The 12,654-nt window shown below is 47.1% G+C and carries 11 protein-coding genes and 1 pseudogene; 5 read left to right on the forward strand and 7 right to left on the reverse strand.

Going from position 1 to position 12,654, the window contains the following annotated elements:
* A pseudogene (locus CIK90_RS14455) lies at positions 1–113 on the forward strand (DDE transposase); the annotation flags it as partial.
* On the opposite strand, the gene CIK90_RS08745 reads toward CIK90_RS14455, so the two are convergent.
* On the reverse strand, positions 114–533 hold the full coding sequence (locus tag CIK90_RS08745; RefSeq protein WP_094464989.1) for a phosphoribosyltransferase: 420 nt from the start codon (positions 531–533) through the stop codon (positions 114–116).
* 91 nt (positions 534–624) lie between these two features.
* Here CIK90_RS08745 and CIK90_RS08750 point away from each other — a divergent pair, with 91 nt between their 5' ends.
* Positions 625–2,139, forward strand: a complete 1,515-nt coding sequence (locus CIK90_RS08750; protein ID WP_094440496.1) for an NAD(P)H-hydrate dehydratase — start codon at positions 625–627, stop codon at positions 2,137–2,139.
* A gap of 23 nt (positions 2,140–2,162) precedes the next feature.
* Positions 2,163–3,227 carry a DUF4831 family protein gene (locus CIK90_RS08755; protein ID WP_094391194.1) on the forward strand — a complete coding sequence of 355 codons (1,065 nt, stop codon included), beginning with the start codon at positions 2,163–2,165 and terminating at the stop codon, positions 3,225–3,227.
* A gap of 80 nt (positions 3,228–3,307) precedes the next feature.
* Here the strand turns inward: CIK90_RS08755 and CIK90_RS08760 are convergent, their stop codons facing one another.
* On the reverse strand, positions 3,308–4,540 hold the full coding sequence (locus tag CIK90_RS08760; protein WP_094464991.1) for an L-serine ammonia-lyase: 1,233 nt from the start codon (positions 4,538–4,540) through the stop codon (positions 3,308–3,310).
* Positions 4,541–4,788: 248 nt separating this feature from the next.
* Positions 4,789–5,301 (reverse strand): hypothetical protein, encoded by a 513-nt coding sequence (locus CIK90_RS08765; protein WP_094464993.1) that lies wholly within the window; start codon positions 5,299–5,301, stop codon positions 4,789–4,791.
* A gap of 494 nt (positions 5,302–5,795) precedes the next feature.
* Between CIK90_RS08765 and CIK90_RS08770 the strand changes: the two genes are divergently transcribed.
* Complete coding sequence (locus CIK90_RS08770; RefSeq protein ID WP_158216050.1) at positions 5,796–7,163, forward strand: tetratricopeptide repeat protein; 1,368 nt, start codon at positions 5,796–5,798, stop codon at positions 7,161–7,163.
* A gap of 127 nt (positions 7,164–7,290) precedes the next feature.
* On the opposite strand, the gene CIK90_RS08775 is transcribed toward CIK90_RS08770, so the two are convergent.
* The 4 genes from CIK90_RS08775 to CIK90_RS08790 all read right to left on the reverse strand — a co-directional run bounded on the left by CIK90_RS08775 (position 7,291) and on the right by CIK90_RS08790 (position 11,545).
* Complete coding sequence (locus CIK90_RS08775) at positions 7,291–8,292, reverse strand: class II fructose-bisphosphate aldolase (protein ID WP_094446804.1); 1,002 nt, start codon at positions 8,290–8,292, stop codon at positions 7,291–7,293.
* A 232-nt stretch (positions 8,293–8,524) separates the two neighbouring features.
* Positions 8,525–9,070, reverse strand: a complete 546-nt coding sequence (locus CIK90_RS08780) for a hypothetical protein (RefSeq protein WP_094464997.1) — start codon at positions 9,068–9,070, stop codon at positions 8,525–8,527.
* 223 nt (positions 9,071–9,293) lie between these two features.
* Positions 9,294–9,971, reverse strand: a complete 678-nt coding sequence (locus tag CIK90_RS08785; RefSeq protein WP_094391188.1) for an MIP/aquaporin family protein — start codon at positions 9,969–9,971, stop codon at positions 9,294–9,296.
* A 35-nt stretch (positions 9,972–10,006) separates the two neighbouring features.
* Positions 10,007–11,545, reverse strand: a complete 1,539-nt coding sequence (locus tag CIK90_RS08790; protein ID WP_094464999.1) for a glycoside hydrolase family 43 protein — start codon at positions 11,543–11,545, stop codon at positions 10,007–10,009.
* Between the two features lie 84 nt (positions 11,546–11,629).
* On the opposite strand from CIK90_RS08790, the gene CIK90_RS08795 reads away from it, so the two are divergent.
* Positions 11,630–12,625: a YqiA/YcfP family alpha/beta fold hydrolase gene (locus CIK90_RS08795; protein WP_094391186.1), complete on the forward strand. Its 996-nt coding sequence runs from the start codon at positions 11,630–11,632 to the stop codon at positions 12,623–12,625.
* Positions 12,626–12,654: the final 29 nt, after the last annotated feature.

Here is a 12,654-nt window from a genome sequence, read left to right on the forward strand (position 1 = left end):
CAGCAGAGTCTTTCAACGCCAAAGTCAAGTCCTTCAGGGCAGCACTAAGGGGAATTAGGGATGAGAAATTCTTTCTCTACAGACTTTCCATGATATACGCTTACCCCCACTAATTATCTACTGAGCCCGGGTTTCATCGTCAGCGTACATATCAACACACGCTCGGCATGGCGGTCGTACAGTTCGTTGAGGATGCTGCGCATGGTCAGACCGCTCTCGATGATGTCTTCCACAATAACCACTGTGCGTCCAGTGAGGTCTTGGTTCACACCGATCAACTGCTTCACCTTACCAGTAGAGGCTGTACCTTCATAGCTTGCCACCTTGACAAATGTCACTTCACAGGGAATCGTCCCCTCGCGCAATAGGTCGGCGGCAAATATAAACGATCCGTTGAGCACCGCCATAAACAGCGGATTGTCATCCTTCAGGTCGGCACTGATCTGGCTGCCGAGCTCCTTGAGGCGTTGTTTGATTTGCGATTCTGATATCGATGTCTCGAATGTTTTGTCCTTGATCTTTACGACTCCCATATATAAGGAATATAAAATTTCTTGCAAAATTACTAAATTTTCAGCAAAGTATGACTATATATTACTATATTTTTGCTAATTTTGCAGTGAAATGAAGATATTTACAAGCGCTCAGATTCGTGAGCTTGACCGATATACCATTGAGCATGAGCCCATTCAGAGTATCGATCTGATGGAAAGAGCAGCTTCCACATTGGCAAGAACCATTGCCAATACATGGGACAGCTCAGTGAAAGTTGTCGTTTTTGCCGGCCCTGGCAACAACGGCGGTGATGCGCTTGCCGTGGCACGACTCCTCGGCGAGCAAGGGTATCAAGTGGCTGTTTTTCTCTTCAACATCAGAGGCAGACTATCGCCCGACTGTCTGATCAACAAACGGAGAGTGCAGGAATGTAAGCACATCAAGAAATTTGTAGAGGTAACACAAGAGTTCGACCCGCCACAACTGGAGAAGGGAATGCTTGTCATCGACGGACTTTTCGGGTCGGGACTCAACAAACCGCTGGCGGGTGGATTTGCCTCACTGGTGAAATACATCAATGCTTCGCCGGCTGAGGTCGTGGCTATCGACATGCCTTCTGGCTTGATGAGTGAAGACAATACCTACAATGTCAGCTCTAACATCATCAGAGCATCGGTCACACTGACGCTGCAACAACCCAAACTCTCGTTTCTCTTCCCTGAAAACCAACAGTTTATCGGCCGATTGCGAACACTCGACATTCGACTGAGTCAGGAGGGTATCAGTAAAATAGATGCCAACTACACCGTCATCGAAGAGTCTGATGTCAGGCCATTGTTGAAAGATCGCAATCCTTTCGCCCACAAGGGACAGATGGGACACGCACTGATTATGGCTGGAAGTTACGGCATGGCAGGTGCTGCCATACTCGCTACCAAGGCATGTCTGCGTGCTGGTGCTGGAAAAGTGACGGTTCATACTCCACGCAAGAACTGTCAGATCATGCAAGTGGCAGTGCCCGAAGCGGTGTTGCAGCTCGACCATGAAGAGACTATCATCACTGAAGCGGTAGATACAGAAAACTTCCAAGCACTGGGCATTGGACCTGGTATAGGACAAAACGAAGCTACTGCCATACCATTCATCGCACAGTTGCGACGCGCCACCTGCCCCATTGTGGCTGACGCAGATGCCATCAATATCCTGGCAAGTCATCGCGCATGGAAGCAACAGCTGCCCAAAGGCATCATACTCACCCCACACGCCAAGGAACTGGACCGACTGGAAGGTGCATCGGTAGATAGCTTTGAACGACTAACCAAAGCTCACCAACTGGCAGAACGACTGCATGGCTATGTCATCGTAAAGGGAAGATATACCGCCATCTGCATGCCCGACGGACATATACGTTTCAATTCGACAGGTAATGCGGGGATGGCAACTGCTGGAAGTGGCGATGTGCTCACCGGAATCATTACCGCACTATTGGCACGTGGCTATGAGCCTCAACATGCTTGTATTGTGGGTGTGTATCTCCACGGACTGGCCGGCGACCTCGCTGCACGCGACTTGGGAGAAGAGAGCCTCACGGCAAGCGACATCATCGATTATCTGCCTCGAGCATTCAAAAGATTAAAAGAATAAAAACATAACAACTATTGACTAATATGAAGAAGTACATACTCACACTGCCCTTGCTCTTCGTGAGCATCATCACCATGGCACAGGCGGTATCAACACCTTTGAAACCCGGAAGGACTCCAGAGGGTGTGGTATATTTCCTACCCAAAACGGTGTTTCAACTCAATCTGCTGGTTGAGAAAAAGACCTACAAGCCGGGCGAATTTTGTAAATATGCGGAGAAATTTCTACGTCTCTCTGGCATTGCACAGGAAGAGGAAGTGACCCACAGCATCGTCAGTTACGGACTCACACCTGTTGGTGTTCGCGACACATCAAAGTGTTATACCGTCATGCTGAAAGGTAAGAGTGCTACTGCAGAAGTGAAGTTGAGCGACGACGGTGTGCTTCAGGCGGTCAATGCCGAACCGGCTAAAGTGAAAGTGAAAGAGCCTTTCAAACCTGCGCCACGCAAGGCGCCTGTCGATTCCAAACAGTATCTCAGTGCCGAAGTATTGTCGGCAGGTAGTGTGGCAAAGATGGCTGAACTGACCGTGCAGCAGATTCTTGAGATACAAAACCATCGTCAAATGCTCATCAGCGGTGAGGCGGAAGACGTGCCGACCGATAAAGATCAGTTGCAACTGATGATTGACCAGCTCGACAAAGAGCGCGAAGCACTCATGTCGATGTTTCTTGGCACCACTACACGCGATACTGTAGAGCAGGTTATCACGATTTGTCCGGAGAAAGAAGTGAAGCGCGAAGTTGTTTTCCGCCTCAACAAGAAGATCGGTCTGGTAGATAAAGACGATCTGTCGGGCATCCCCTACTACATGAACATTGAAGATGAGCACCATACCACGCTACAGAAATATGATATTCCTGAGAATAAAAAGGACGGTGGATTCTTTGTCAACGTACCCGGAAGAATCAAGTTTACCCTGTTGCGCGAAGACCATCAGTTGGCATCGTTCAACCTCTATGCCGCACAGTTTGGTTTTGTAGAACTGCGCAGCGGCTCACTCTTCAAACGCTATGTCACCCACATGACCCTTAACCCCGTTACGGGTTCTGTGGAGACAATACATGCCGACATGCCTACAAAATAAATCACGAGAATAGCGAAAGCGTCCTCGATACTTCACAAGGTATCGGGGACGCTTTTGTTGATAGACTGTTTGTCGTATTATTACTGTTGTTTTTTCTTGTCGAGATGCTGCTGATAGGCACGGGCAAGGCCGCCTTCACTCGTCTCCTTATAGAGCGACGGCAGGTCGTGACCGGTCTGTTTCATCACTTTCACTACACGATCGAACGAAACACGGTGGCTACCGTCTGACAAAGCAGCGTAAAGGTTGGCATCGAGAGCACGGGTAGCTGCGAAAGCATTGCGTTCAATACATGGAATCTGCACCAGACCGCACACCGGATCGCATGTCATTCCAAGGTGATGCTCCAATCCCATCTCGGCTGCATACTCCACCTGCGACGGACTACCACCAAACAATTGACAAGCTGCGGCAGATGCCATGGCACAAGCCACACCCACTTCGCCCTGACAACCTACATCGGCACCAGAGATAGAAGCATTGCGTTTCACCACATTGCCAAAGATACCGGCAGTAGCCAAAGCGTGGAGAATACGAATATCGCTAAACTTATGACCGCGAGACAAGTGATAGAGCACGGCAGGCAATACGCCACATGATCCGCAAGTGGGGGCAGTAACGATGGTACCACCTGAAGCATTCTCCTCACTGACCGACAGTGCATAGGCATAAACCAAGGCACGGGTTTGCAACGACTGTTTATAACCGCTGGCTTTCACGTAGTAGGTTGGACCTTTGCGAGGCAGATGTAACGGACCGGGCAATACGCCTTCGTGGTCGATGCCGCGCTCCACACTCTCCTGCATGGCTTTCCAAACTTCAGCAAGATAGTCCCAGATGCCTTCATCCTCACATTCGCCGACATATTCCCAATAGTTGCGACCACTTTTCTCGCACCACTGTTGAATCTCAGCCATGGTATTCAGCTCATATACTTCACTTTGATCAGCAAACCAGCGTGGATGTTCGCCTTCTGAAAGAGCCCCGCCTCCCACGCTATAACAGATCCACTCATCTATTATATTATTGTTCGCGTCGCGTGCCACAAACTTCATTCCATTAGGATGGAACGGCAGAAACACCTGCGGTTGCCATTCCAACTGCAACGGAGCGATGGGTTCAAGCACTTCTTTGATAGCCACATCGGTCATGTGGCCACGTCCCGTAGCAGCCAGACTGCCATAGAGTGTCACCTCGAAAGAATGGGCGTCGCCATGATGACTGGCAAAGATTTGCGCAGCCTTCTGTGGTCCCATCGTATGACTACTCGATGGACCCTTACCTATTCGGTATAGTTCTCTTAATGATTTCATGTTTGCAAAGGTACGATTAAGTGAGTGAAATGCAAAATAAATGCTCGCTTTTATTTTCATTTCCGAACGTGAGTACCTAAGGGCCGTAGGACCAAAGGTACGATTAAGTGAGTGAAAAACCAAATCTATTTGAGTTTTTCCGAGCGTCAGTACCTAAGACAATAAGAAATAAAAGAGGAGGCGTTGTCTGACGACAGCCACCTCCTATCATGGTCTAATGCGCATTACAGAGCGCAAATATCACAGCATCAGAAGCGAATGCCCAACGATACATAAGGGCCATAGAAGTTTGGCACATTACCATGGAAGTTTCTGGCATTAAAGCCTATACCAATAACTGGTTGGAAGCGCTGTGCATTGGAATGTTTATAGAAATACAGCCCCACACCATACGAAGTATTCTTATACGTAGAACTTCCCAACGATGTAGTCAGTGTTCCTCGGAGTTCGAGTGTTCCCATACGCCAATTCTTGTTGTTGAGCAACTGATAGCCGATACCGCCTCCTAAGTTAACGGCATTGTTATAGTCTTTGGTTGCACCAAGTTTGGGGATAAAGAAATCGGAGTGTGCCAGTGCATGGATAGACAACCTATTGATGGGGGAATAGCCCAAATCAATGTTTGCACCCATAAAAGACAAATCTTTGGAAGATGCTCCCATAGAGAACGAACCTTCATAATGCAGTGGACAACGCTCTTCCTGTGCCTGCACACCTATCGCCAGCATGCAAAGCAACATCATAATACCAATCTTTTTCATAAAAAAACATTTTTATATTTAATATTAAACCATATAGAATATCGCTGTTATTATAACTACGATATCATCTATTCTTCATAAAAGTTTGCATTGCAAATTTACTTCATTATTTGCTATCAAAAGAAGGTAATACCGTTTTAACATTTTTACCGCAACATTTATAAAATATCTTATCATACTGATAACAAAAGCTTTAGCCAACAAAGCGACGCTACCAACAATAAAAAATTCTACGTTATATTTGTATTATCCCATAAAATTCTTTACCTTTGAAGCACATTAAGACTATTATGAACATTCAAAGAACCATCAAAGACATATTCATTATAATTGTGATTTGCTGCTACGCAGGGTGTCAAAATAAACCTTGCCATAATCTACAATTAGTAGAGGAACTTCTCGACCGAGATCTTCTTGACTCTGCAAGCAACATATTTAATAGCATTGACCCAACATCCATAAAGTCCACATCAGACTCTGCCTATTATAATTTGATGAAGACAGAAATCATGTGGCAAAAAGAAGAAAAGATTAAAAATGATTCTATTATCAGCTTTTCCATCAATTACTATGAGCAAAACAAAGACCTTAAAAAGTTGGCCAATGCATACCACTACAAGAGTGGTATCTTATATTTGCAAGGGAAGAAAAAAGAAGCTATATACCTTGAAAAGAAAGCAGAATTAGTTGCTAAGACTCTGCATCATGACATACTGAACTTGAAAATATATAATAACCTCAGCTATTTCAATCTTGCAGCCAATAACAAAAAGGAAGCAGAAAAGTACTTAAAAAAGATGTTAGAGATTTCCAATAAGATAAACAACAACCTTTGGAAATCTGTTGCCTTGACAGGATTAATAGACATTCATCTTGATCAAAACAACATAGACAGCGCCTGCTATTATATTAACCAAGCTACTCCACTCACCAAACACCTTGTCTCATCAATCAGAATTAGTTTCTTGGGGAATATGGGAAGATTTCTGGAAGAAGTTGATCCACAGAAGGCTATTTCATTCTACAATGAAGCATTGCGCCTTGAAGAAAATCCGAAAATCTATGGGTTTATGGCTAATATATATTACAAAGCAGGTGACGTAGATAAAGCGATGACACTATGGAATAAATCTCTAAACTCACCAGACATCAGTTTCCAAATAGAAATACTACAGCAACAGCACCAATATCTGAATGAACATGACCGAGAGCACGAAGCCCACCAAGTGGCAAAACGGATTATTGCACTGAAGGATAGCATGGCGATAATCGAGCAACAAGACAGTATCAAAGAGATACAAAACATGTTGGAGCAGGAGTATGTGGTGCAAGAAGCACGCGAGGAACGCCACATGCTGATAGCCATCTGCTGTGGACTCATAGTAACTATCTGTATAGGCATTGCCATTTATACCGTGCGACGCAGACACTATCGAAAAGAGATTAGCCACCACAAAAACGAAGCATTGTCGAATCAGGAAATCCTCAGAAGCCTGCAACAATCATCGGAACAATCAGCTAAAGACCTTAAACACCTGCATAAGGAAATGGAAATGTTACGCACCGAACAGTCGCAACTGTTGGCTAAAGGCAAACAACGCTACGATGAAATCATGCAGGGTGGCAACACTGCGCTATGGCATAAACAAGACTTCATAGCATTTATGGAGTATTACCGCATGACAGAACCAACCTTTGTGGAACAACAAGAAAAGGAATACAACACCCTTTCACCCAAACTTCAGTTTTTTGAAACACTCTCTCACATGGGCTACTCCAACAAAGACATAGCACAAATACTATGTGTAGGAGAAGACTCGCTGCGATCTTACAAAGCCAGAGTGAAGAAACAGAAAAGATAAGCGCAAACTGCCTCTTTGACAAACCGCATCCACTGATTAGCCTGACAGAAAGAAAATCACTCTGCCGTCCATCGGACAACAGAGTGATTTATAGTATTGTTATCTATCGCTTACGCGATGAATAGACTTAGCACTGAGCCAGTTTGCCATCAGAACCGAGCACATTCACAATCTTGTGGATGTACATCTTCTTCATGTTCTCACGAGCAGGCTTCAGATACTGACGTGGATCGAAATCTCCAGGATGCTCAGCTAAGTGCTTGCGGATAGCAGCAGTCATGGCAAGACGAGAGTCTGAGTCGATATTGATCTTGCAAACAGCAGACTTAGCAGCCTGACGGAGCTGATCCTCAGGAATACCGATAGCAGCCTCAAGGTGACCACCGTACTTGTTGATAGTGTTAACCTCTTCCATAGGAACTGATGAAGAACCGTGGAGAACGATGGGGAATCCGGGGAGCTTCTTCTCGATCTCAGCGAGTACGTCGAATGCGAGTGGCGGTGGAACGAGCACACCGTTCACGAGCGTGCACTGCTCTGGAGTAAACTTGTGAGCACCGTGTGAAGTACCGATAGAGATAGCGAGTGAATCGCAACCAGTACGTGTAGCGAAGTCGATAACTTCCTCAGGCTTGGTATAGTGAGACTCTGCAGCAACTACATCATCCTCAACACCAGCAAGTACGCCGAGCTCAGCCTCAACAGTTACATCAAACTGATGAGCGTAGTCAACAACCTTTCTGGTCAGTGCGATATTCTCCTCGTAAGGCAGTGATGAACCGTCGATCATTACAGAAGAGAAGCCATTGTCGATACAATCCTTGCAGAGCTCGAAAGTATCTCCGTGGTCGAGGTGGAGCACAATCTCAGGATGCTCGCAACCGAGTTCCTTTGCATACTCTACAGCACCCTTAGCCAAGTTGCGGAGGATAGTTCCGTTAGCATAGTTACGTGCACCTTTAGAAACCTGCATGATAACTGGAGACTTTGTTTCAACAGCAGCCTGTACGATAGCCTGCATCTGCTCCATAGTGTTAAAATTGAATGCTGGGATAGCATAACCGCCAGCAACGGCACGCTTAAACATCTCACGAGTGTTTACGAGGCCGAGGTCTTTGTAATTTACCATATTCTTTTATATTTTTATATATGTTAGTTAAATTCTGATGCAAAGGTAGAAAAAAATATTTGAAAGTGTCAGATGTGGTAACAAAAAGTTATCCGTTTGTAGCTCATCTTTACACATTATTAATATATATCAGTTGGTCAATTGCCATTTTGCAAAATCCACATTCCATTTTTTGCCATTCTTCATATCCATCCACCACCTGCACTTTACGCTTTAGACACCCGAAGGTGGGTTAATAATTATCGAGCAGAGCCTGCTGCTTCTGCCGTTGGCGCTCAGCTTTGGAAGGTCCCTTCGGACCAACTATCTTGCCGATGGCCCATCCCACCAATGCCAAAGGATTGAAACCGACAGGTATTTTCTGCATCAACTGAGCATCCACCTTGTTGAGATGGGCATTGATGGCTGCCGTTTTGTCGTGCCGATGCCCATAGACTATCACTTCGCGCAGGGCATTAAGATTGGGCAACAGTCCGATGGTGTCGCCTTTCACCTCGTCGGGAAATAGATAGCGACTCTGATAGTTGGGGCAAGCCAGATCAACTCTTTTATAACCATTGCGCAGACAGAACACACCATTCCACGGTGTGCGCATGTGCTGTCCGTCGTCGGTAGATACCTCCACGTTGCGCAGCGGAACACCCGTTTCCATATCGACCACTACCAGTTGGCGCTGATGGCTACAGCTGTCAGCCTCTTCTGCATGACTTTCCACCACTGCCAACAGTAGTGTGAGCAGTGTCAGGGCAATGCCTGTATGATATGTTTGTGCTTCCATTTCATCGGCAAAAATACAAAGATTCTGCCCAACACCATCGTTTTGCAAGTATTGTTATACTTCTTTTCACTCTGTTTACACAGCACCCCATGATGACTGTGCGCCATTGACATTGCTTAACATAGCAATGGCGCGACTCCCTCTACAGGAGTCACGCCATATTGATGGATGACAGTCAGAACGACCGCATCAAACTGTTTCTGTTGCTACAGAGCCGATATACTTATTTTCCATCGGGTGCAATCATCTTCCACACCCCTGCTGCCAATGCGCCACCGGCAAACGGACCGACGATGAAAACCCAGAGTTGGCTCAATGCCTGACCGCCTTGGAAGAGGGCAGGACCGATGGAACGAGCGGGATTCACCGATGTTCCGGTATAGTGAATACCTACGAGATGGATGAGGATGAGCGACAAACCGATGGCAAGACCTGCAAAATTGTTGGTAGCACCATTGGTCTTGCTGGTAGCACCCAACACCACGAGGACGAAAAGGAAGGTGAGTAACACCTCTGCCAACAATCCGTTGAACACATTATTGGAAGCACATGCGTTTGCGCCAGTTGCCGTACCTTCCACCAAACTGGGGTCGGTCCATACCAGAAGCGATAGTACTGCAGCAGCTATGATGGCTCCAATGGTCTGAAACACCATATACATGCCGGCATCCTTGCCATTCATGCGTCCACTGAGGAATACACCCAGCGTAATAGCAGGATTGATGTGGCAACCGGAAATGCCGCCGATGGTATATGCCATGGCAATGACCGAGATACCGAAAGCCATAGCCGTTCCCACTACTGATGCCGTATCGACACCACAATTCAAACTAACTGCTGCACCGCAGCCTAAGAAGGTCAGCACGAATGTGCCTACCATTTCTGCTAAGTACTTCTTCATCGTGTTACGTGTTTAGTGAATATATTTGTTGATGATTAGTTTTCTATATAGTCGAAATAATTGAAACGGGCAGCGCCTTTGCCTTGGGCATACATGCCAACGACAACTCCGGTGAAGCCACCCACCACTTCGGTGCTGACCAACGAACAGGCCTGACGGGACAGCGTTGTGAACGGTGCACCGTCGGCAGCATATTCAAACACATAGCGGTCGGCAACGGCAGTGATACGCAAACGCACCTTCTTGGCTTTTGCCAGCATTGCCTTCTGCGCCTGATGGAGTGTCTTGATGGTATAGGCTGCTTGTACTTCCACCCCACCCTTGTCGTCTTTGACGAGTGCAAGGTCGAAGTGTCCGTCATGGATCTGATAGACCGTGATGCCAGCCTCACATCCTTTATCCAGCGAAGCCACATCAATCTCGGTCTCCATAACCATGGTGTTGCTTTCCTGTCGGCGTCCGATGAATGTCGGCTGACTGTTCTCCGTCAGCGTACTGGCTGACGCTTTCAGTGTGACACCACCTTTGGCAAAGCGATAGTTGTCGGCGATGGGATTCTGGATATACACCCATTGTGGGTCTTTGGGATTGATGTCATGCTGACTCTTCACGCTGTCGGCAAGTGTGCCAAAGAGCGCCGGCACCTGCATGAGTGTATCGATAGGGTTACCACCATTGACCACAGGCCATTCACCCTTCTTCCATTCAACGGGTGCAAGATAGGTTTCCCTGCCCAGATGATGGTATGAACCGCCGAAATTGCGGTATGCCAAGAAGGTAATCCACCAACTTCCGTCGGCAGCCTGAACGAAATCGCCATGTCCGGTGCCTTGTATTTGCATCGTCTGTCCCTTCATGTTGCAGTTGGTGAGAATCGGATTGGCGGGATTCGACTCGTAGGGGCCATAGATATCTTTGCTGCGTGCTATGGTCAGACGGTGTGCCAATTCGGTGCCACCCTCAGAGATGAGCAGGTAGTAATAGCCATCTTTCTTATAGATGTGCGGTCCTTCGGGATAGCGTCCACCAGTGCCTTGCCACAGTGGGCGGCTCTCGGTGAGTTGTTTGCCCGTTGCAGGGGCTATCTCACAGAGCATGATGGTATTGTCGGGATTAGACATCATATAGCATTTGCCATCTTCAAACCACAGCGATGGATCGATGCCTTGCTGCTCAAGCCATATCGGTTCGCTCCATGGCCCCTTTGGATCTTTGGCTGTTACCATGAAGTTGCCGCCATTACCCACATTGGTGGTGATCATATAATACACACCTTCATGGTAGCGAATGGTAGGTGCATAGATGCCCAACCATGACGACGCACCCTTCAGATTCAGTTGTGAGGAACGGTCGAGCACATTGCCAATCTGCTTCCAATTGACCAAATCAGTGGAATGGAAGATGGGTACACCTGGAAAATATTGAAATGAAGAGTTGACGAGATAGAAGTCGCTATTGACACGACAGAAACTTGGGTCGGGATGATAACCTGGAATGATAGGGTTGCGCAGGGACTGAGCAGAAACGGTCATAGCAGCCACCCATGTCATCAATAGTAGAAATACTTTTCTCATGTTACGATTTATTAGTCATATTTGGGTTCAAAGTTACGAAATATTTCGCAAATAATCAGTAACTTTGCAAAAAATTTCACTTCAATGGAAAATCCTTACATACAACAATATCCCGAACTGATGTCGGGAAAGACCGTACTCTATGTTCATGGCTTTGCTTCAAGCGGACAGTCGGGCACTGTGGCACGCCTTCGCGAAGTGATGCCCAACGCCCATGTGATTGCACCCGATCTGCCTTTGCATCCCGATGAAGCCATCGCCTTGCTACAGGACATCTGCCAGAAGGAACAGCCTCATCTGATTATCGGCACATCGATGGGTGGCATGTATGCCGAGCGTCTCTATGGCTATGCTCGCATCTGTGTAAACCCAGCCCTACAGATGGGCGACACGATGAAGAGTCATGGCATGATCGGGGCACAGACTTTTCAGAACCCTCGACAGGACGGAGTGCAGGAGTTTATCGTGACCAAGGCATTGGCTAAAGAGTATAAAGACTTCTGTGAACACTGTTTTGAGGGAGTGACCGACGATGAGCAATCGCTGGTCTATGGACTGTTTGGCGATGAAGACACAACCGTAGATGGTTATGCCGACTTCCATGATCACTATCGCCAGGCATTGCATTTCCATGGTGAGCACCGCATGAACGACAAATCGTTTATGCACTCCGTGCTGCCTGTCATCCGTTGGATTGACGACAGCCAGGAGCAACGCGAACGACCTATTATATATATAGGTGCTGAGACTCTTGCCGACAGTTACAACAAACCAACGAGTTCGATGGCAAAAGCTATCCGCATGCTCATTGAGCACTATCAGGTGTATTTCGTAGCACCATCGCCCAGTAGCGATGCTGCCGAGTATGCCGTCACTACCGACTGGCTGACGCAGTATGTGGGTGTTCCTGCCTGGGGTCACACCGTATTTACCAACCAGCGCCATCTGCTCTATGGCGACTATCTGATAGCTCGCGAGAAAACTCCCGACACCATGGCCACGCTATTGGAATACGGCAGCGACACCTTCAAGACATGGGAAGAGGTGATAGAATACTTCTCGCGTTTGGGCGGACAGTAAAGTCGGTCACCCCTTCCCACAGCCTATTT

The organism is Prevotella sp. P5-126 (assembly GCF_002251185.1).
Classification (GTDB): domain Bacteria; phylum Bacteroidota; class Bacteroidia; order Bacteroidales; family Bacteroidaceae; genus Prevotella.